Source organism: Herbaspirillum sp. (assembly GCF_035644555.1).
GTDB lineage: Bacteria > Pseudomonadota > Gammaproteobacteria > Burkholderiales > Burkholderiaceae_D > Herbaspirillum.
Window position 1 is genome coordinate 87,894 of record NZ_DASQOH010000043.1, and the last position, 19,126, is coordinate 107,019.

Here is a 19,126-nt window from a genome sequence, read left to right on the forward strand (position 1 = left end):
AGAAAAGCACCGTGCTTGTCTGCACGGCTGTCCGGCAGCGTTTGAAGCAAGCAACATGCCGTGCGCATTTCCTTGCCGTGGAGACAATATCAGGAAGACAAGGGGCGCCGGGTGGCCGCGGCCTCACCAGCGACAGGCGTGATCCATCAGGACTTCGGCGCTGCCCGGTTCCTGCAGGTCGAAGTTGACCGGCATGTTGACCAGGAAGAAGCCGACACTGCCGTCGGCCAGGCGCGCCCCGGTCAGCAGCAAGGACTGCGAGGCCATGTTGGCGGCTGCATAGGTGCTGCGGGCGGCGGCCAGCCGGAAGGGGTCATCTTGCTGCAGGGCATCGGCAGGCAATCGCATGACCCAATAACGATGTCCCTCGAAATGCCAGGGTAGCCACTGCTTCACCGGATCGTCGCGGTGTCCGGCCAGGCTGGCGGCGACGTCGCGCCGCATGCAGTCCATGTGCAGATGCAGGTGCAATTGCGAACGTGCGGCGGCGGAGTTGATTTCCACACCCAGCTGTTCATCTCCCAGCGGGCGCCCCAGCTTCTGCGCCACGCGCCAGCGCTGTTCCCAGGCATAGGCCCAGTAGCGGGGCACATCGTCCCTCAACAGTTCCGGACTTTCGATACCGGTCAGGCGCCGGGTCGGCATCAGCAGATACTGGGCCGGACCCACCAGGTCCTTCAGGATGACGAAGCCGCGCTGCAGATCCACCATGGCGCAGGGCTGCGGCTGCCCCCGCTCCTGCATGGACGGTACGCATTGCTGGCTGGTGATTTCCCACAGCTTGTGGGGATCGGCGGCTGCGGTGGCGGACGGGCTGCACAGCAGCAAGAGAGGGCAGATCAGGAGCAGGCAAGAGAATGGTCGCATCGATGTCATTCCCGGCAGTAGGGCCACGGCGGCCCGGTTGCAGTGGGTGGCAGGCTGCGTAGATTAACACCTGGGCATGTCGGCACCGTGACAGCGACCATGGCAGGTACGTGGGCCCGCGCCTCTCCCATCTCATCCTGGACTACACTGACGCTCTGTAGCGCCATTTCGTCATTGTGTCGTATCCATCAACAGGACAGGAGAACCGGAAATGATCAGGCTGGACCACCTCGACGACATCGATCGGCAACTGCTCTCCATCCTGCAACTGAATGCCCGGGAACCGGTGGCCGAGATTGCCCGCCGTCTGGGCGTGGCGCGCACCACCGTGATTGCACGCATCGCCCGGCTGGAGCAGGCCGGCGTCATCGGCGGCTATACCCTCAAGCTCGGAAACGATGTGGTCGATCCCAGTCTGCAAGCCTATGTGGGCGTCACGGTGCAGCCGCGCGCCGGGCGCGATGTGGTCCGCCGCTTCGGGCGCATCGCCGAGGTCCAGCAATTGTGTGCCGTCAGCGGCGAGTTCGACTACGTCGCCTGGCTGCGCGTGAGCACCCCCGAACAACTGGACAAGATCCTCGACCAGATCGGCGAGATGGAAGGCGTCATCAAGACCACCACCTCGGTGGTGCTGGCGCGCAAGATCGACCGGGGCGATGTGGCCAAGACCCGCTGACGCTACATAGTGACTAATTGACGCTACATATCGTCTGCAATGTTGCTGCTTTCTGACGATCTGCCAATGTATTCTGTCGTGACGGCTACCTAGAATGAATCATCCGTTCACCTTCATTCTGGAGAGTCATCATGCGTACCGTCCTCCTCGGCTCCGGCCACATCGGCCAGACCATCGCCCGCCTGCTGGCCACTGCCGGTGATGGCCGCACTGGTCACCACACCCACGACTACAGCGTCACCATCGCCGACCGCGACGCCCACGCCTTGCAGGCGGTCTCAGGCCTGAATGTCGAAAAGACGGTGGTCGATTCCACCGACCCACAGGCACTGGCGGCACTGCTGCGTCAGGCCGATGTGGTCGTCAATGCCCTGCCCTATCACATGGCGGTGCCGGTGGCGACGGTGGCACGCCAGACCGGCACCCACTATTTCGACCTCACCGAAGATGTGCAGGCGACCGCAGCGATTGCAGCGCTGGCGGCGGATGCCCCCACGGTCTTCATGCCGCAATGCGGACTGGCGCCGGGCTTCATCGGCATCGCCGCGCATCACCTGGCGGCCGGTTTCGACGAGGTACACGACATCAAGATGCGGGTGGGCGCCCTGCCGCAGTTCCCCACCAATGAATTGAAGTACAACCTGACCTGGAGCGTGGATGGTCTCATCAACGAATACTGCCATCCCTGCGCGGCGCTGCGTGATGGCGAGCGGGTCAGCGTCGACGCCCTGGCCGACCTCGAACATTTTTCGCTGGACGGTGTGGAGTACGAAGCCTTCAATACCTCCGGCGGCCTGGGCAGCCTGTGCGAGACGCTGGCCGGCAAGGTGCGCAATCTGGACTACAAGTCGGTACGCTATCCCGGTCACCAGCAGCGCATGAAATTCCTGCTGGGCGATCTTGGCCTGCGCCATGACCAGGCCTTGCTCAAGGACATCCTGCGCAAGAGCGTGCCGGCCACCATGCAGGACGTGGTACTGGTGTTCGTCACCGTGAGCGGGCTGCGCGATGGCAAGCTGATGCAAGAGGTCTTCACCCGCAAGATCTTTGCGCGGCAGACCGATGGCCGCTGGCAGAGCGCCATCCAGACCAGCACCGCAGCCGGTGTCTGTGCGGCGCTGGACCTGTTTCGCGAAGGCAGGCTGCCGGCCCGGGGTTTCATCCGGCAGGAGCAGATCGCCCTGCCGGATCTACTGGCCAACCGGTTCGGCGCGGTCTATGCCTGAGGCAGTGGCCGGCTCACTTACCGCCGGTGACATCGAGAAAGGTGCCGGTAATGAACGATGCTTCTTCGCTGGCCAGCCACAGCACCGCGCGCGCCACCTCTTCGGGCTGGCCGCCCCGGCCCATCGGGATACTTTCCCTGACCCGGTTGACCCGATCCGGCTCGCCGCCACTGGCATGCATCTCGGTGTAGATGTGTCCCGGCCGGACACAGTTCACGCGGATGCCTTCGCGTGCCACTTCCTTGGCGAAGCCGGTGGTGAAGGTCTCCAGCGCGCCCTTGGAGGCAGCGTAGTCGACATATTCATTGGGGCTGCCGAGCCGGGCGGAGGCCGAGGAAATATTGACCACCGCGCCGCCGCGTCCCTGGTAGCGATAGGCCATGCGCCGCAGCGCCTGCTGGGCGCACAGCATGGGACCAATGGCGTTGACCGCGAAGACACGCTGCATGCGCGCGTAGCCCAGGTCTTCGAGCCGTGACTGGCGCTCCAGCATCGCGGCATTGTTGACCAGCACGTCGATGCGTCCGAAGCTGTCATCGATGGCGGCGAAGAGCCTGGCCACCTGCTCCGGATCGGCGCTGTCGGCCTGCACCACCAGGGCGCGCTGGCCCAACCTGCGCACGTCGTCTGCGACGGATTGCGCGGCCTGCTCGTTGGCGAGGTAGCTCAGCGCGACATCGTAGCCGCGTGCCGCCGCCAGTCGGGCCGTGGCGGCGCCCATGCCACGGCTACCGCCGGTGATGAGGATCAGAGGGGATGAGGAAGGGACGGACATGGTCGTTCTCCGAGAAAGTAAAACGTGAAACCTGTCTGGCAGTGCCTGGGCACATGTCGGCTTCAGCCGATCAGGACCGTGCCGGCAGCGATGGCGGCGCACGCCAGCAGGCGCGCCAGGCCCAGGGATTCACCCAGGAACAGGTAGCCGATCAGCGCCGCGAACAGCACGCTGGTCTCGCGCAGTGCCGAGACCGCGCCCATCGGTGCCAGGTCCATGGCGTAGATGACGATGCCGTAGGCCAGCAGCGAGACCAGTCCACCGGCGAAGGCGCGAGTGAATCCCGGCTGCAACATGAAGAGCACACGCGGGCCACGTGGCCGGCGCAGCGCGAGGTAGACCAGCGGCATGAGCAGCCCCCAGCCCGCTGACATCCATGCGGTATAGGCCAGCGGCGCCCCCGAAAGACGCACGCCGATGCCATCGACCACGCTGTAGGCAGCAATGAAACAACCGGTCGCCAGCGCATAAGGCAGGCCCGGCAGCGCCAGCCCGCCCTGGCGAAATGCCAGGGCCAAGATGCCACCCGACACCAGTACGATACCCAGCAGAACGACCGCGCTCATCTGTTCGCCCGCGAACACGGCCGCGCCCAGGGTCACCAGCACCGGCGAACATCCGCGTGCGATCGGATAGGTCTGGCCCAACTCACCGGCACGATAGCTGCGCACCAGAAACAGGTTGTACCCCACATGCAGCAACGCCGAGCCGGCCGCATAAGGCCAGCTGGCCGCTAGCGGCGAAGCCAGGAAGGGCATGGCAGCGAGGCTGGCCAGCGCCACTGCCATGCACATCACGGTCATCGACCAGAGGCGGTCGCCGCCGGCACGCAGCAAGGCGTTCCAGGTGGCATGCAGGAAGGCGGCGAAGAGGATGAGCAACACGATGGGCAAGGACATGCGCCATGATAAGCACGACCGGGCGCGGACCCAAGCGAAGTCTCCTCATCCCGGCATGAGCAATCGCTCATGCTACGCCGTCATCAAGATCAATAGCCTTGTGCAGCCTGCAGGGATTGCGCCATCATCCACGCGCGGAAGCTGGCCACATGCGGCTGCACCTCCACACCCTGGGGACAGACGAAGTAGTAGGCCAGGGGCGAAGGCAGGGCCAGCGTGAACAGCCTGACCAGACTGCCGCTGGCCAGCTCCTGCTCCACATGGCCGCTGCGGGCCAGGGCCACGCCCTGGCCCAGCAGGGCTGCTTCGATGGTCATGTTGGTATCGGCCAGGCGTACGTTCTCGCGCAGGGCCGGTGCCGTCACGCCGGCTTGCTGGAACCACAGGTCCCACTTGGGCACCATGTCGGCGCCGGCACGGGTGAGCAGGGGATAGCGCAGCAGGTCGGCCGGCTTGCGCGGCTTGCCCAGGCGCTGCAGCAAGCCCGGGCTGACCACCGGGAAGATCTGTTCACGGAACAGGAACTCCGAGAACAGACCCGGATAGGGTCCGGTACCCAAGCGGATGGCTACGTCCGGCTCGCCGGGCATGAAGCGGATGGCGGCGTCGGTGGTCTCCAGCGTGACCAGGATGTCGGGATGGGCCTGCGCCAGATCGGGAAGGCGCGGCAACAGCCACTTGAGCGCGAAGGAATAGGTGGTGCTGACCTTGAGCCTGACGCGTCCATTCTGCTCGCGCAGTTCGCCCAGGGTGGATTCCAGCTTCATGAAGAACTCCCGCACCACCGGTGCCAGCGCCGCACCGGCCGGGGTCAGCGTGAGCGACTTGCCACGCTGGAACAACTGCATGCCCCAGAGTTCTTCCAGATGCCGCAGCTGGTGGCTGACCGCGCTCTGGGTGACGTGCAATTCCTCGGAGGCGGCGGTGAAGGTGGCGTGCCGGGTCGCGACTTCGAAGGCGCGCAAGGTGGCGGTGGGGGGCAGGTCTCGCATGGGCCGGACTCTCGGAACGGGAGGTCGTCAGCATCGCCAACCTCGTATGAACGGATGCTCATGATAGCAAGCGCCTGCCAGGGCTGCGCACGGCAAGCTGCGGGCGGGGGAGTATACGTAAAGTCTAATTTTAGATAATATGTATTGCATGACCTCACGCTCCCGCAAAAAGAAAACTGACCGTCCCGACCATGCCCTGCTGCTGTCGCAATTGGAGCAGGTTGCCCTTGGGCTGGGCGAGACCTTCGCGCCTTTCTGCGAAGTGGTGCTGCACGACCTGCGCGACGCGGACCATTCCATCGTGGCCTTGCACAACAACCTGTCCGGACGCGAAGTGGGCGACGCCACCACCGAACTGGGCCTGGCGCGCATTGCCGACGAGAGCTATCCGCAAGTGCTGACCAATTATGCCAATACCCTGCCCGATGGTCGCCAGGCCAAGAGCACCTCGATCGGCATCAAGGACGCCGATGGCAAGTACGTGGCGGCGCTGTGCATGAACATCGACCTGACGCTGTTCGGCGCCTTGCAGGGCATGCTGCGCCAGTTCGGCGGCATCGATGGCGCAGTGCGCGTGGCCGAGACGCTGGAGCCGGCCGGTGCGGACGCCCTGCGCAGTCGTATCGACGATTTTGCGACGCGCCTGTCGACCACGCCGCGCAGCCTCAAGGCCGAGGACCGCCGCCAATTGATGCGCGAGCTGCGCCAGAGCGGCTGCATGGATGTGCGCCGGGCGGCCGAGATCGTGGCAGCGCACCTGGGCGTCTCGCGTGCGACGGTCTACAACGACGAGAAAGGCTGAGGCGCGCCGCAACGATGTCGGCTCCTCCTTCTGATTGCGCTAACGAATCCCTCCGACCCCATCGACTCCACCCTGCCTTCCAAAGGAAAACCATGATCCCCGTTTCCAGTGCCACCGAATTGCCCAGCTTCGCCGATGTCCTGCTGGCCGCCGAACGCATCAAGCCCTGGGCGCACAGAACGCCGGTGCTGCGTTCGCGTACCGCCGATGCCGAGCTTGGCGCGCAACTGTTCTTCAAGTGCGAAAACTTCCAGCGCATGGGCGCCTTCAAGTTCCGTGGGGCGATGAATGCACTGTCGCAATTCGATGCAGACCAGCGTCGCCACGGGGTGATCACCTTCTCTTCCGGCAATCACGCGCAGGGGACAGCGCTGGCCGCGCAGTTGCTGGGCATCCCCGCAGTGATCGTGATGCCGCAGGATGCGCCGGCGGCCAAGGTCGCCGCCACCCGTGGCTATGGCGCCGAAGTGGTCACCTATGACCGTTACACCGAAGACCGCGAAGCCATCGGCGCGCGCCTGGCGGCCGAGCGCAAGATGACGCTGATCCCGCCCTACGATCATCCGCACGTGATGGCCGGCCAGGGCACGGCCACGCTGGAATTGCTGCAGGAGACCGGACCGCTGGATGCGCTGTTCGTCTGCCTGGGTGGTGGCGGCCTGCTGTCGGGTGCGGCACTGGCGGCCCGCGCGCTGGCGCCGGACTGCAAGATCTACGGCGTGGAGCCGGAGGCCGGCAATGATGGCCAGCAATCGCTGCGCGCCGGTCATGTGGTCCACATCGATACCCCCAAGACCATCGCCGATGGTGCGCAGACCCAGCACCTGGGCAAGTACACCTTCGAGGTGATCCGCCAGTTGGTGGACGACATCCACACCGTCAGCGACGCAGAACTGATTGCCGGCCTGCGCTTCTTCGCCGAACGCATGAAGATGGTGGTGGAGCCGACCGGCTGCCTGGGCTTTGCCGCCGCCCGCAAGCTCAAGGACCAGTTGCAGGGCAAGCGGGTGGGCGTGATCATCAGCGGCGGCAATGTGGACCTGGGCAAGCTTTCCGCTTACCTGGCCGGCTAATCGTTTACACCAATATCCTCGTCGGCGGTTTTGACTTACAGTCGCAGGCAGCCTTAGCCCGTACACCCTTCATCTACCTAACAAGGATTGGAACCACCATGCCCCATCTCGTTGTGGAATACACCGGCAATCTCACCCTCGACGTACACCCCACCCTGCTCAAGCTCAACCAGGCCCTGGTGGCCAGCGGACACTTTGATGAAAACGCCATCAAGGCGCGCGCCGTGCGTCTGGACGACTACCTGGTCGGCACCGCCGCCGATGCCAAGCGCGCCTTCGTGGCACTGCGCCTGTCCATCCTGACCGGCCGCACGCTGGAAGAAAAGAAGCAGGTTGCCGACCTGCTGGGCGCGGCCATCCAGAAGGATCAGAGCTGGCCGGCACAGACCCAGGTGCAGATTACGGTGGACGTGGTGGACATGCAGCGCGAGACCTACTTCAAGCTTGCCGTGCAGTAAGCGCGACCGCACCTCACGACATGCGAGGGTAGAACTGTTCCCTTGAGCTGCGTGGGTGCAGGAATGCAGGAACGAAAAAGCCGTCCGGTATTTGCCGGACGGCTTCTCTTTTGCTGCTGTCGAGGCGGCTGCGCTGACCGGTATTGTTCTTCTGCAAGGTCAGCAGCAACGGTCTCAAGAAGCCAGCGCAGGCTCCCGCGCGACTTCGCGGAATTGCACCACATTGCCTTCCGGATCGTAGCCATCGCAGGCACGGAAGTCCGGCCCGCTCCATTCGGCGTCGGCGGGCTTCATGCCACCGCCGAGCTGTTGCGTGCTCAACCTGGTCTGGGCCAGCGAGCGCACCGGCAGGAACAGCTTGACCGGCACGTTCTCACGCAACACCGGCGGCACGCTGATTTCCAACGTGGCTGCGGCAGCGGGCGGAACGGCATGGATCACCAACAGGAAATCCTCGGCCTCGATCACTACCTTTTCAGCATGGGCATGCTTGGGAACCACCGCCAGCACCTGCGCATAGAACGCGGCGAGGCGGGCTACATCTTTGGCGAACAGGACTGCGCCTGCTTTGGGCTGGGTCGACATCTCTGCTTTCAAAAACGTTGATCGGATCTGCGGAACGGCAGAGTTTATTTAGGACCAGGCAGCTTTGCAAGCATTAATCGTCACCTTGTGGCGACACGGTTTTGTCGCTCTGCGGCGACGCCTCAATGTCGCCTTTTTTGGCTCTATTGCAGAGCAATATAAGAATCCGCTGACACGCGAAAGTGGCGCTGTCCGATGCTCATTTCAGGGTCGCCGGACTATCCTTGCGCATCGCGGTGAAGACAACTATCAGAACGTCAATTGTCGGCATGATCAGCGAAGCTGTACTTATGTGATCTGATTGGCATCGTTTGCGCTACGAGCAGGTATAAATTGTAAGCGGATGTTCCAAATCGGTTTACTTCGGAACGTGATCTGCTACCTTGATGTCGCAGGGCAACATGATGTGCGGTGATGTACGGTTGATGAAGAAGAAAAATATTTCCGTCCGCACACCAGACCACCAGAACATCCTGCACCGTCCTTCCCCACTGCCTCACACGAAGCACCGACGGTGAACCAAATAAAACGAAACCCAACCCTCACGAGCAACGCGCCATGAACATTCGAGATTTGCACGCCCAGTACACTCCCGAACGCTCCCTCTTCCAGCGTACCCAGGGCCGCCAGCGCGGCCTGGCCAATACCCGCATCGAACTGGCCCATACCGACAGCGACGCCGACGCCTGGCTGGAACCGGCACTCTCCGACTTCATCTCGCTGGCCTCCAGCGTGTGCGGCACTCCCATGGGCATGTTCAGCCAGCTGCACGCCGACATCGGCCTGCAGCAGCCCTATCTGTCGGTGATCAATGGCCGTGGCGACAGTCGCAATCAGTGGTGGCACTTCCCCGGCCAGACCGGCGTGCTGCGCAATGCGGTGGACTTTTCCTTGTGCGATATGGCGGCCCGCACGCCGGGTGTGGTGACCGAAATCACCGATCTGCGTACCGTCGAGCGTTTTGCTGTCAGTGCCCTGGCCAATGGCACCCCACCGGTGCGCTTCTACGCCGCCGTTCCGCTGGTGTCGGGCAATGGCGACATCATGGGCACGCTGTGCGTGATGGACCGCGAACCACGCGCCCTGAGCGCTACGCAACGTGATGCCTTCCTGAAGCTGGGGCGCCAGCTCGAGGCCCTGCTCGACAGCCATCGCGCCATGCAGAAGCTGGAGCAGCAGACCATGACCGACTCCCTGACCGGCATCGGCAATCGTCGCAGCTTCGATTCGCGCCTGCGCGAAGAGTGGACCCGCCATCTGCGCAATGCGCGACCGCTGTCGATGCTGATGGTGGATGTGGATTATTTCAAGCAGTACAACGACACCTACGGTCACCCGGCCGGCGATGCCCTGCTGCAGCAGCTGGCAAGGGTGCTACGCTCGCCGCTGCGTGCCAGCGATTTCCTGGCCCGCTACGGCGGCGACGAGTTTTCGCTGATCCTGCCCGACACCGACGAGACCGGTGCACAGCAGGTGGCCGATCGCATCAAGCAGGCGGTGGCACGGGTCAAGTGGCCGCATACCGACATCGAGATCAGCCTGGGCGCAGCCACCGTAACGCCCTCTGAAATGTGCGATTTCAGTGCGCTGCTGCATGCGGCCGACCAGGCCATGTACCAGCGCAAGCACGGCCGCAATCCACGCAACGCCTGAAGTCTGCAGGGCCCGCTGCAAACCAATGACGCCGCTGCACAGACAGCGGCGTTTTCATGTTCCCTCGCCGGGTGAGCGCATCAGATGCAGCGCCACCAGCATCGACAATCCCACCAGCACCGCTCCCGCCAGATACACACCCTGCACACCCACCTGGCTGGCCAATGCGCCGGCCAGGGGGCTGGTCACGCCCAGCGACAGATCAAGGAAAGCCACGTAGGCGCCCATGGCGAGGCCACGGGTCTGGGGTGGCGCACGGCGCATCGCCTCCACGCCGAAGCCGGGGAAGGCCAGCGAATAGCCGAAGCCGGTCAGGGCTGCACCGGCATAGGCCAGCACGCTGGCATCGGCCTGCCAGATCAGCAACTGACCCAGGGCTTCGATCAGCACGCAGACCAGTGCCACCCTGGCGCCACCGATGCGATCAGGCAGATGCGCAAACAGCAGGCGGGCGATGATGAAGGCCATGCCGAAGCTGGTGAAGGCCAGCGAAGAATCGCCCCAGCCACGTGCGGCGAACAGCAGCGCGATGAAGGCCGTGATGACACCGAATCCGACACTGGACAGGGCCAGCCCCAGCCCAGGTTGCCATACCGCACCCAACACCTTGTAGAAGGGCGTGCGACGACTGGCGCTGGGCGCCACCGGGCGCAGGCCGGCGATGACCACCAGCGCCAGCAGGGCAATGGCCAGGCTCACCAGGCAGATGCCGGCAAATCCATACACATGGCTGACCGCCACCCCCAGCGGCGCCCCGCAGGCCATGGCGGCATAGATGGCGATACCCAGCCAGGCCATGACCTTGCCGCCATGCTGCGGGCCGACCAGCGCAATGCCCCAGCTCATGGTGCCGGTGACCACCAGGCTTTCGCCCAGGGCCAGCACCACGCGGCCGACGAGCAGGACCAGCACCGACAGCGCAGGTCGATCCAATAGGGCCAGGGAAGCAAGATAGATCAGCGCCGAAATCGCAGCCGCGATGAAGCCCATGACCACCGCGCGCTTGGCCCCGTGCAGGTCGGCCTGGTTGCCAGCCCAGGCACGGGACAACAGGGCGGCCGCGAACTGTGCGCCGACCACCACGCCGACCATGGTGGCATTCATGCCCAGGGCATCCTTCAGGTGCAGGGGCAATACTGGCAGCTGCAGGCCGATGGTGAGAAAGGCAATGAAGACCGCCAGCGTCAGCGGAGCGAGCTTGAGAAAGACGATGAAGGCCGCCGCGCCGGGGCTGGCCAGCGGCGTCAGGGAAGCAGGCTTGTCAGCCGGTTTGATATTCATGGTATGTCCTTGGAGATAGACGAGGTGAGGATGCCTGCCGGGCCTGCACCGTTCCGATTGAAGGTCGCGGCCACCCAGGCTAGAATGCGACGAATCCGTCACATCCTGTCGATACGCAGTATGCGATCATTTCGTCAGGTTTTCCATTCGCATTCCCTACGAGCACTTCCTGCACCATGCCCAAGCCCCGCCGCCCCCAGATTTCCCTGCGCAAGACGCCGCAGCAGGCCCGTTCCACCGAGTTGGTCGCCGCCATTCTCGAAGCGGCTGTTCAGGTTTTGCTACGCGAGGGGGCGCAACGATTCACGACGGCGCGGGTGGCCGAGCGGGCTGGCGTGAGCGTGGGATCGGTGTACCAGTATTTCCCCAACAAGGCGGCCATCCTGTTCCGCCTGCAGGCCGACGAATGGCAGCAGACCACCGGGATGGTGCGCCAGCTCCTGCAGGACCAGCGCAAGCCACCGGCCCGCCGCCTGCGCGAACTGGTGCATGCCTTCATCCGCAGTGAATTCGAGGAAGCCAGCGTCAGGCTGGCGCTGGCCGATGCGGCCCCGCTCTATCGCGATGCGGCGGAGTCCGAAGCCTTGATCCAGGAGTGGGATGCGATCATCGCCGCCTTCATGCGCGAGGCCCTGCCAGGGGTGCCGGCAGCGCGACGCAAGCGCGCTGGCGAACTGGTGATGACCACGCTCTCTTCGGTGGGCGAACATCTCTCGCGCAGCGCGCAACAACCCAAGGCCGTCCGCGCCTATGGCGAAGCCATGGCCGACATGTTCTGTGCCTATCTGGAGAGCCTGCAGGTGCGCTGATCAGCCCTTGCGCTTGCGTGGCGCTGCGGTCGAGGCGCGCTCCACCAGTTGCGGCGTGGCGGTCACCCGCATCACCGGCGAAGGACTGCGGCGCTCGATCAGCGCCAGCAGCAGATCGATGGACATGCGCGCCGCCTCTTCGGTCGGCACTGCCACCGTGGTCAAGGCCGGACGCGAGACCCGCGCCCACTGGATATCGGTGATGCCGGTGACGGAAATGTCACGCGGCACGTTCAGCCCGAGATCGGCGATGGCGTTCATCGCACCCAGCGCCGGCAGGTCATTGCTGGCGAAGATGGCGGTGACCTGCGGATGCTCCCTGAGCAGTTCCATGGTGGCGCGATAGCCAGCCTCGACGGTGTCGTTGATATAGCGCGTACGCTGCAAGGGATGCTTGTGACCGGCCTGCGCGCAGGCGCTGGAAAATCCGCGATAACGTTCGGCATGGATGCCGCTCTTCTTGCTGCCCACCAGCGCCGCGAAGTGCTGGTGTCCCAGGTCCAGCAGATGGCGCGCGGCGATGGTACCGGCCTGGTAGAAGTCCACCGCGATGCTGGGCAGTTCGGGCGGTGCATCGGGCTTTTCCCACATGCACAGTACCACCGGCGCACCCCGCTGTTCGGTCTTGCGCAACTCATCCATGGGCAGGTTGGCATTCATGATCAGCACCCCGTCCGATAGCGTGCCGGCGATCTGGTCCAGATAGGCACGTCCGATATCGGGATCGTCATTGGTATTGCAGACGATCAGGAAGCGCCCGCGCTCGCGCGCCGCGCGTTCGGCTGCCAGGGCGAATTCCGGATAGAACGGATTGGCGATGCTGGAGACCACCAGCGCCAGCGTCGGCGCCCGTCCCTCGGCCAGGGCGCGGGCCGTCAGGTGCGGCCGATAGCCGAGCTGGGCCACTGCGTCCAGCACACGCTGGCGCGTCTGCTCGCCGACCTTGCCGCGCTGGCGCAGGACGTTGGAGACGGTGGCCGAGGTGACACCGGCCAGACGGGCGACTTCGGATAAGGTGGTCATGGCTGCATGGAGTTGGAAGCCCTCGCATTCAATCCGCTTATGTCGGGCTTGTCAACGCAGTCCACCATCACGGCGCGTGCCGATAGCGCGGCAGCTGACAATTTCCTGTCGGCCTGCGGTTACAGGATTGTTGTTGCAGGGCCGATTCAAGATGGGTATGATCGACCGAAATTATTTGCCACCACCAAGGCGGCAACACGATCAGAACAACGACGTGGAGACAACCCCGATTGCACACAGGAAACTCAGGCGATCTTTTTTTTGGATAGTTTGATTAAGCGCTTAACCTCAGGCTCGACCTGACGTCCGCCCTGCCCTTGCGGCGTCCTGCCCTGCAATCCATTTCTGTAAGGAAGATGTGATGGCCAGCATCAGCTTGCGTGCAGCACAAAAAGCCTACGGCGATGCGCCGCCGGTGATCCGCAATGTGGACCTCGACATTGGCGAGCATGAATTCTGTGTCTTCCTCGGCCCTTCCGGCTGTGGCAAGTCGACCCTGCTGCGGGTGATCGCGGGCCTGGAAGACCTCTCCTCCGGTGACCTCTTCATCGGCGGGCGCCGCGTCAACGATGTGCCCTCGGCACAGCGCTCGGTGGCCATGGTGTTCCAGAGTTATGCGCTGTTCCCGCACATGACGGTGTTCGAGAACATGAGCTTCGGGCTGACCCTGGCCAAGCTGCCCAAGGCCGAGATCGAACAGAAGGTGCGCGAGGCCGCACGCATCCTGCAGCTGGAAGAACTGCTGCAGCGCAAGCCCAAGGAATTGTCGGGGGGCCAGCGCCAGCGGGTGGCGATCGGACGTGCCATCGTGCGCCGGCCGGGCGTGTTCCTGTTCGACGAACCGCTGTCCAACCTGGATGCCACGCTGCGCAGCCAGACCCGCATCGAGATCGCCCGCCTGCATCGCCAGTTCGCGCAGGCCAGCGTGGTCTATGTCACGCACGATCAGGTCGAAGCCATGACCCTGGCAGATCGCATCGTGCTGCTGCATGCCGGAGCCGACACGCAGCGCTTCGGCAGCATCGCCCAGGTCGGCACACCCATGGAGCTGTACCACCATCCGCGTAACCGCTTCGTGGCCGGCTTCATCGGTTCACCGCGCATGAACTTCATGCCGGTACAGGTGGTCGGCGTGCAGGACCAGGGCATCCTGGTGCGCCTGACCAGGAGCGACGAGACCGTGCTGGTGGCCGCGCAGGGCGTCGTACAGCCGGGCCAGATGCTGACGCTGGGCGTGCGCCCCGAACATATGGAGATCGGCCATGGCAGCCCTGCTGGCCAGCAGAGCCAGTACGGCATCACCCGTGAGGTGGTGTTGGTGGAACGCCTGGGCGAGCAGACCTACGTGCATCTGGATGAGCCAGCCGGGCAGCCCCTGGTCGCCAAGGCGGCGGGGGACGCCCACATCGCCCGTGGCGAACGGCTGCGCGTCTCGGTGTCTCCCGACTGCACCTATCTCTTCGACCAGGACGGCGTGGCGCTGGCGCGCAGGCAGCCGGCTCCCGGTCTGGCTGCGGCGGCCTGAACCACGGGCTGCGGCCGCGACCACTGCCGCACCTCTCCTTCCACGCTTCACTACCGCTAAGGAATCACGACCATGTCGTTACGATTGGGAGTCTGTTACTACCCTGAACATTGGCCCGAGGCCATGTGGGAAAGCGATGCGCAGCGCATGCAGGCGCTGGGCATCAAGCAGGTGCGCATCGGCGAATTCGCCTGGAGCCGCATCGAACCGTCGCCGGGTGACCTGCGCTGGGACTGGCTGGACCGCGCCATCGAGGTGCTGGCCCGGCATGGTCTGGAGGTGGTGATGTGCACCCCGACTGCGACGCCCCCCAAGTGGCTCATCGACCGCCATGACGATGTGCTGGCAGTCGACGCCCAGGGTCGCCAGCGCGCCTTCGGTTCGCGTCGTCACTATGATTTCTCGTCCGACTCCTATTACGAAGAATCACAACGCATCGTGCGCCTGCTGGGCGAGCGTTATGGCCAGCACCCGGCCGTGACCGCCTGGCAGCTGGACAACGAATATGGTTGCCACCAGACCGTGGTCAGCTATTCACCGTCGGCGCAGCGCCGCTTCCGCCAGTGGCTGCGCCAGCGCTATGGGAGCATCGACGCGCTCAACAGCGCCTGGGGTACGGTGTTCTGGAGCATGGAATATCGCAGCTTCGATGAGATCGATGCGCCCATCGGCACGGTGACCGAGGCTCATCCTTCGCATCGCCTGGACTACCGCCGCTTCGCCTCCGACGAGGTGGTGCGCTACAACCGCATGCAGGTCGAGATGTTGCGTCCGCTCTCGCCGGGTCGCTTGATGGTGCACAACTTCATGCAGATGTTCCTGGAGTTCGATCACTATCCGGTCGCGGCCGACCTGGACGTGGCCACCTGGGATAGCTATCCGCTGGGCGCGCTGGAGGTGATGTGGTTCGACCAGGACACCAAGGCGCGCTGGCTGCGCACCGGCCATCCGGATTTTGCCAGCTTCAACCACGACCTCTATCGCGGCATGTCGGCCCAGCCCTTCTGGGTGATGGAGCAGCAGCCGGGGCCGGTGAACTGGGCACATTGGAACCCGCATCCGCTGCCGGGCATGGTGCGCCTGTGGAGCTGGGAAGCCTTCGCCCATGGTGCCGGCTGTGTCTCCTACTTCCGCTGGCGCCAGTGCCCGTTCGCGCAGGAACAGATGCATGCCGGCCTGAACCGTCCCGACAATCGCCTCGACGTAGGCGGCTCGGAGGCCGAGCGCGTGGCGCAGGAAATCCTCGCGGTCGAAGCCAGCCATGGTGCGCTGGCCCAGCCACGCGGCAAGGTGGCGCTACTGTTCGACTACGACGCCAAGTGGCTCTTCGAGATCCATTTCCAGGGGATCGACTTCGAATACGCGCACTTCGCCTTCGACTATTACTCCACCCTGCGTGCGCTGGGGCTGGATGTGGACATCGTGCCGCTGCAGGCGAACCTCGATGGCTACGCCATGATCGTGGTACCGCCGCTGCCCATCGTGCCGGACGAACTGCCGGGTCGCATCGCCAAAAGCGGTGCGCAGGTGGTGTTCGGCCCGCGCAGCGGTTCCAAGACCGGCTCGCTGCAGATTCCTGACACGCTGCCGCCAGGCCCGCTGCAAGCGTTGCTGCCGATGCGCGTCTGGCGTGTGGAATCGATGCGTCCCAACGTCAGCGAGCCGGTGCAATGGGGTAGCGAACAAGGACAGGGACGCTACTGGCGCGACCTGATCGAAGCCGATGGCGATGGTCTGCAGACCATCGCCCGCTTCGGGGATGGCCATCCCGCCATCGTGCGCAAGGAACGGGCCCATTATCTGGCCGGCATCTTCGATGCCGAACTGACCACACGCTATTTCGAAGAGGTCGCGCGCGCCGCCGGGTTGACGCCCCAGCGTCTGCCGGAAGGCCTGCGCCTGCAACAGCGCGGCGGCCTGCAATTCGCCTTCAACTACAGCGATGCGCCGATACAGCTGCCGCAGACCGATACCGCACAGTTCCTGGTGGGACAGGCCCGCCTGGAACCGCAGGGCGTGGCGATCTACCGCAGCAGCAAACCCGATTAGGCAGGACGCCGGCCTCACTCTGGAAGAATGCACGGCAGCCACGGCTGCCGCTGCACAAGCAGGCAAAAGACCTGCGCAAGTCACAAGCCGCGTAAGACGCTCACAGGATCGATAACGCAGCTGTTTTGAAACCAACATTCGGAGACAACAATGAAGAAGATGATTCGCATGACCGTGATCGCCGGCTGCCTGGCCGCCTCCACCGCCTGGAGCGCCGCCGCCATGGCTGGCACGCTGGCCGTCAACATCGCCTACAAGGGCGCCGTGCAGCGCAATGTGTGGCAATCCACCGTGGACGAATTCAAGAAGGCCAACCCGGACGTGGACGTCAAGGTCTCCTTCATCGAGGAAGAAGCCTACAAGGTACAGCTGCCAGGCTGGTTGTCGACCCAGGCGCCGGACATCATCAACTGGCACAACGGCGAGCGCATGGCGTTCTACGCCAGCCGCGGCCTGCTGGAAGACCTGAGCGAAGACTGGAAGAAGAACGGCTGGGACAGCACCTATGCTTCCACCAAGGAAGCCTCGTCCTGGCAGGGCAAGCAGTATTCGGCACCGACCGTGTACTACTCCTGGGGCATGTTCTACCGCAAGGACCTGTTCAAGAAGGTCGGCATCGCCAGCGAACCCAAGACCTGGGATGAATTCCTGGAGGCCTGCAAGAAACTCAAGGCCGCCGGCATCGCCCCGGTCGCCGTCGGTGGTCGCGACGCCTGGACCCTGGCCGGCTGGTTCGATTACCTCGACCTGCGCATCAACGGCAATGCCTTCCACCAGCAGCTGATGGCCGGCGACGTGGCCTACACCGACCCGCGCGTGAAAAAGGTCTATACCGCCTGGAAGAGCCTGATCGACAACAAGGTCTTCATCGACAACGCCCTGTCCTACGACCTGGACGGCGCCCAGCCGTTTCTGTTTCAGGGCAAGGCCGCCATGATGCTGATGGGTACCTTCATCGCCAAGGGCTTCCCGGCCAAGCTGGCACCGGAGATGGGTTACTTCCAGTTCCCTATCATTGATGCCGCCGTGCCGACGGCCGAGGAAGGTCCGACCGAATCGATCCACATCCCGGCCAAGGCACGCAACAAGGCCGATGCGCACCGCTTCATCGCCTTCGTGGGAACACCCGCCATCAGTGCCAAGCTGGCCGAGGGCCTGGGATCGCTGCCGGCCAACAGCAAGTCGCCGGCACCGAGCGACCCGATCTCGCGCATCGGCTTCGAGATCCTGTCCAATGCCAAGGGCGGCATCTCGCAGTTCTATGATCGCGACATGACCAAGGAAATGGCCGATGAAGGCATGAAGGGCATGCAGAAGTTCGTCAGCGATCCGAACAAGCTCGATGATGTCCTCAACGATCTGGAACAGGCCCGCAAGCGCATCTACAAGAAGTCCTGATCGCAAGCAGCACGCAGTAGTGATCCACCCGGGCCATGGCGTCGCAGACAGCGGCGGCAATGGCCCGCAGAAATTGAAGGAGACTCCGCCATGCTCGCGCCCACTTCCGCCGCGCAGCCGCCTGCGGCCGATGCCGCGGCCACCCCTGCCAAGCCGGTCAGCGGACCGCAGGGTAGCGCCGCCCGCCGCAACCGCGCCGCCTTCTGGTTCCTGGCGCCGGCCTGCGTGATGACGCTGGTCTATGTGCTCTATCCGATCCTGTACACCATCTATCTCAGCTTCTTCAGCTGGGATGGCATGACCGCGCCCAAGTTCGTCGGCCTGGCCAACTACATCGAACTGTTCCACGCGCCGACCTTCTACACGGCGCTCAAGAACAATGTGCTATGGCTGCTGATGTTCCTGCTGGCGCCGCCCATGGGCCTGGCCATCGCGCTCTACCTGAACCAGAAGATGCGTGGCATGCGCGTGGTGAAGTCGCTGTTCTTCGCGCCCTTCGTGCTCTCGGGGGTGGTGGTGGGACTGATCTACAGCTGGTTCTACGATCCCAGCTTCGGCCTGCTGTCACTGATCCTGGGTCATGGCGTACCGGTACTGGGCGACGCCCGCTACGCCACCTTCGGCATCATCTTTGCGGCGCTGTGGCCGCAGACTGCCTATTGCATGATCCTCTATCTCACCGGGCTGACGGCACTGAACCACGACCAGGTGGAAGCGGCGCGCATGGAAGGCGCCAAGGGCTGGAGCATGCTGCGCTACGTGATCCTGCCGCAGCTGCGCTCGACCACCTTCATGGCCTTCGTGGTCAGCATCATCGGCGCGTTGCGCAGCTTCGACCTGATCTCGGTGATGACCAGCGGCGGACCTTACGAGAGTTCGACCGTGCTGGCCTACTACGCCTACGACCAGGCCATCAAGTATTACCGCCAGGGTTACTCGGCCGCGGTGGCAGTGACGCTGTTCGCCATCATGCTGGTCTACATCATCTACCAACTGCGCCGCATGCTGCGCGCCGAACGCTAACGAAGAAAAGAG

General features: G+C 64.0%; 19 protein-coding genes. 12 read left to right on the forward strand and 7 right to left on the reverse strand.

What is annotated here, in order from left to right:
* Window positions 1-123: 123 nt before the first annotated feature.
* Window positions 124-867, reverse strand: a complete 744-nt coding sequence (locus VE092_RS10865; protein ID WP_324876565.1) for a CDP-diacylglycerol diphosphatase — start codon at window positions 865-867, stop codon at window positions 124-126.
* Between the two features lie 211 nt (window positions 868-1,078).
* Between VE092_RS10865 and VE092_RS10870 the strand changes: the two genes are divergently transcribed.
* Together VE092_RS10870 and VE092_RS10875 are read left to right on the forward strand one after the other, a co-directional pair.
* Window positions 1,079-1,543: an Lrp/AsnC family transcriptional regulator gene (locus tag VE092_RS10870; RefSeq protein WP_077235834.1), complete on the forward strand. Its 465-nt coding sequence runs from the start codon at window positions 1,079-1,081 to the stop codon at window positions 1,541-1,543.
* 131 nt (window positions 1,544-1,674) lie between these two features.
* Window positions 1,675-2,769 (forward strand): saccharopine dehydrogenase family protein, encoded by a 1,095-nt coding sequence (locus VE092_RS10875; protein WP_324876570.1) that lies wholly within the window; start codon window positions 1,675-1,677, stop codon window positions 2,767-2,769.
* Between the two features lie 13 nt (window positions 2,770-2,782).
* On the opposite strand, the gene VE092_RS10880 is transcribed toward VE092_RS10875, so the two are convergent.
* From VE092_RS10880 to gcvA, 3 genes are all read right to left on the reverse strand, one after another.
* Window positions 2,783-3,544 carry a glucose 1-dehydrogenase gene (locus VE092_RS10880; RefSeq protein WP_324876572.1) on the reverse strand — a complete coding sequence of 254 codons (762 nt, stop codon included), beginning with the start codon at window positions 3,542-3,544 and terminating at the stop codon, window positions 2,783-2,785.
* 62 nt (window positions 3,545-3,606) lie between these two features.
* Window positions 3,607-4,443: a DMT family transporter gene (locus VE092_RS10885; RefSeq protein ID WP_324876574.1), complete on the reverse strand. Its 837-nt coding sequence runs from the start codon at window positions 4,441-4,443 to the stop codon at window positions 3,607-3,609.
* An 89-nt stretch (window positions 4,444-4,532) separates the two neighbouring features.
* Complete coding sequence (gene gcvA, locus VE092_RS10890; RefSeq protein WP_324876576.1) at window positions 4,533-5,435, reverse strand: transcriptional regulator GcvA; 903 nt, start codon at window positions 5,433-5,435, stop codon at window positions 4,533-4,535.
* A 139-nt stretch (window positions 5,436-5,574) separates the two neighbouring features.
* Between gcvA and VE092_RS10895 the strand changes: the two genes are divergently transcribed.
* From VE092_RS10895 to VE092_RS10905, 3 genes are all read left to right on the forward strand, one after another.
* Window positions 5,575-6,237: a helix-turn-helix transcriptional regulator gene (locus VE092_RS10895; protein WP_324876578.1), complete on the forward strand. Its 663-nt coding sequence runs from the start codon at window positions 5,575-5,577 to the stop codon at window positions 6,235-6,237.
* A 92-nt stretch (window positions 6,238-6,329) separates the two neighbouring features.
* Entirely contained in the window at window positions 6,330-7,310 is a 981-nt protein-coding gene (locus VE092_RS10900) for a threo-3-hydroxy-L-aspartate ammonia-lyase (protein WP_324876580.1), read from the forward strand.
* 98 nt (window positions 7,311-7,408) lie between these two features.
* On the forward strand, window positions 7,409-7,768 hold the full coding sequence (locus VE092_RS10905) for a 5-carboxymethyl-2-hydroxymuconate Delta-isomerase (RefSeq protein WP_324876582.1): 360 nt from the start codon (window positions 7,409-7,411) through the stop codon (window positions 7,766-7,768).
* 174 nt (window positions 7,769-7,942) lie between these two features.
* Here VE092_RS10905 and VE092_RS10910 read toward each other — a convergent pair whose 3' ends face one another.
* Window positions 7,943-8,353 (reverse strand): hypothetical protein, encoded by a 411-nt coding sequence (locus tag VE092_RS10910; protein ID WP_324876584.1) that lies wholly within the window; start codon window positions 8,351-8,353, stop codon window positions 7,943-7,945.
* Window positions 8,354-8,911: 558 nt separating this feature from the next.
* Between VE092_RS10910 and VE092_RS10915 the strand changes: the two genes are divergently transcribed.
* On the forward strand, window positions 8,912-10,006 hold the full coding sequence (locus VE092_RS10915; RefSeq protein ID WP_414653465.1) for a GGDEF domain-containing protein: 1,095 nt from the start codon (window positions 8,912-8,914) through the stop codon (window positions 10,004-10,006).
* A gap of 54 nt (window positions 10,007-10,060) precedes the next feature.
* On the opposite strand, the gene VE092_RS10920 is transcribed toward VE092_RS10915, so the two are convergent.
* Window positions 10,061-11,287: an arabinose transporter gene (locus VE092_RS10920; RefSeq protein ID WP_324876586.1), complete on the reverse strand. Its 1,227-nt coding sequence runs from the start codon at window positions 11,285-11,287 to the stop codon at window positions 10,061-10,063.
* Between the two features lie 176 nt (window positions 11,288-11,463).
* On the opposite strand from VE092_RS10920, the gene VE092_RS10925 reads away from it, so the two are divergent.
* Window positions 11,464-12,096 carry a TetR family transcriptional regulator gene (locus tag VE092_RS10925; protein ID WP_324876588.1) on the forward strand — a complete coding sequence of 211 codons (633 nt, stop codon included), beginning with the start codon at window positions 11,464-11,466 and terminating at the stop codon, window positions 12,094-12,096.
* Here the strand turns inward: VE092_RS10925 and VE092_RS10930 are convergent, their stop codons facing one another.
* Window positions 12,097-13,119 carry a LacI family DNA-binding transcriptional regulator gene (locus VE092_RS10930; protein WP_324876590.1) on the reverse strand — a complete coding sequence of 341 codons (1,023 nt, stop codon included), beginning with the start codon at window positions 13,117-13,119 and terminating at the stop codon, window positions 12,097-12,099.
* 6 nt (window positions 13,120-13,125) lie between these two features.
* On the opposite strand from VE092_RS10930, the gene VE092_RS10935 reads away from it, so the two are divergent.
* The 5 genes from VE092_RS10935 to VE092_RS10955 all read left to right on the forward strand — a co-directional run bounded on the left by VE092_RS10935 (window position 13,126) and on the right by VE092_RS10955 (window position 19,114).
* Window positions 13,126-13,422 (forward strand): hypothetical protein, encoded by a 297-nt coding sequence (locus VE092_RS10935; protein ID WP_324876592.1) that lies wholly within the window; start codon window positions 13,126-13,128, stop codon window positions 13,420-13,422.
* A 58-nt stretch (window positions 13,423-13,480) separates the two neighbouring features.
* On the forward strand, window positions 13,481-14,644 hold the full coding sequence (locus VE092_RS10940; protein WP_324876594.1) for a sn-glycerol-3-phosphate ABC transporter ATP-binding protein UgpC: 1,164 nt from the start codon (window positions 13,481-13,483) through the stop codon (window positions 14,642-14,644).
* Between the two features lie 72 nt (window positions 14,645-14,716).
* Entirely contained in the window at window positions 14,717-16,693 is a 1,977-nt protein-coding gene (locus tag VE092_RS10945) for a beta-galactosidase (protein WP_324876596.1), read from the forward strand.
* A gap of 150 nt (window positions 16,694-16,843) precedes the next feature.
* Window positions 16,844-18,091, forward strand: a complete 1,248-nt coding sequence (locus VE092_RS10950; protein ID WP_324876598.1) for an ABC transporter substrate-binding protein — start codon at window positions 16,844-16,846, stop codon at window positions 18,089-18,091.
* 90 nt (window positions 18,092-18,181) lie between these two features.
* Window positions 18,182-19,114: a sugar ABC transporter permease gene (locus tag VE092_RS10955; protein WP_324876600.1), complete on the forward strand. Its 933-nt coding sequence runs from the start codon at window positions 18,182-18,184 to the stop codon at window positions 19,112-19,114.
* Window positions 19,115-19,126: the final 12 nt, after the last annotated feature.

What these genes read in the sequence shown, in the direction of transcription:
- VE092_RS10865 (WP_324876565.1), bottom strand. Translation starts at nt 867, where the DNA reads ATGCGACCATTCTCTTGCCTGCTCCTGATCTGCCCTCTCTTGCTGCTG.
- VE092_RS10870 (WP_077235834.1), top strand. Translation starts at nt 1,079, where the DNA reads ATGATCAGGCTGGACCACCTCGACGACATCGATCGGCAACTGCTCTCC.
- VE092_RS10875 (WP_324876570.1), top strand. Translation starts at nt 1,675, where the DNA reads ATGCGTACCGTCCTCCTCGGCTCCGGCCACATCGGCCAGACCATCGCC.
- VE092_RS10880 (WP_324876572.1), bottom strand. Translation starts at nt 3,544, where the DNA reads ATGTCCGTCCCTTCCTCATCCCCTCTGATCCTCATCACCGGCGGTAGC.
- VE092_RS10885 (WP_324876574.1), bottom strand. Translation starts at nt 4,443, where the DNA reads ATGTCCTTGCCCATCGTGTTGCTCATCCTCTTCGCCGCCTTCCTGCAT.
- gcvA (WP_324876576.1), bottom strand. Translation starts at nt 5,435, where the DNA reads ATGCGAGACCTGCCCCCCACCGCCACCTTGCGCGCCTTCGAAGTCGCG.
- VE092_RS10895 (WP_324876578.1), top strand. Translation starts at nt 5,575, where the DNA reads ATGTATTGCATGACCTCACGCTCCCGCAAAAAGAAAACTGACCGTCCC.
- VE092_RS10900 (WP_324876580.1), top strand. Translation starts at nt 6,330, where the DNA reads ATGATCCCCGTTTCCAGTGCCACCGAATTGCCCAGCTTCGCCGATGTC.
- VE092_RS10905 (WP_324876582.1), top strand. Translation starts at nt 7,409, where the DNA reads ATGCCCCATCTCGTTGTGGAATACACCGGCAATCTCACCCTCGACGTA.
- VE092_RS10910 (WP_324876584.1), bottom strand. Translation starts at nt 8,353, where the DNA reads ATGTCGACCCAGCCCAAAGCAGGCGCAGTCCTGTTCGCCAAAGATGTA.
- VE092_RS10915 (WP_414653465.1), top strand. Translation starts at nt 8,912, where the DNA reads ATGAACATTCGAGATTTGCACGCCCAGTACACTCCCGAACGCTCCCTC.
- VE092_RS10920 (WP_324876586.1), bottom strand. Translation starts at nt 11,287, where the DNA reads ATGAATATCAAACCGGCTGACAAGCCTGCTTCCCTGACGCCGCTGGCC.
- VE092_RS10925 (WP_324876588.1), top strand. Translation starts at nt 11,464, where the DNA reads ATGCCCAAGCCCCGCCGCCCCCAGATTTCCCTGCGCAAGACGCCGCAG.
- VE092_RS10930 (WP_324876590.1), bottom strand. Translation starts at nt 13,119, where the DNA reads ATGACCACCTTATCCGAAGTCGCCCGTCTGGCCGGTGTCACCTCGGCC.
- VE092_RS10935 (WP_324876592.1), top strand. Translation starts at nt 13,126, where the DNA reads ATGGAGTTGGAAGCCCTCGCATTCAATCCGCTTATGTCGGGCTTGTCA.
- VE092_RS10940 (WP_324876594.1), top strand. Translation starts at nt 13,481, where the DNA reads ATGGCCAGCATCAGCTTGCGTGCAGCACAAAAAGCCTACGGCGATGCG.
- VE092_RS10945 (WP_324876596.1), top strand. Translation starts at nt 14,717, where the DNA reads ATGTCGTTACGATTGGGAGTCTGTTACTACCCTGAACATTGGCCCGAG.
- VE092_RS10950 (WP_324876598.1), top strand. Translation starts at nt 16,844, where the DNA reads ATGAAGAAGATGATTCGCATGACCGTGATCGCCGGCTGCCTGGCCGCC.
- VE092_RS10955 (WP_324876600.1), top strand. Translation starts at nt 18,182, where the DNA reads ATGCTCGCGCCCACTTCCGCCGCGCAGCCGCCTGCGGCCGATGCCGCG.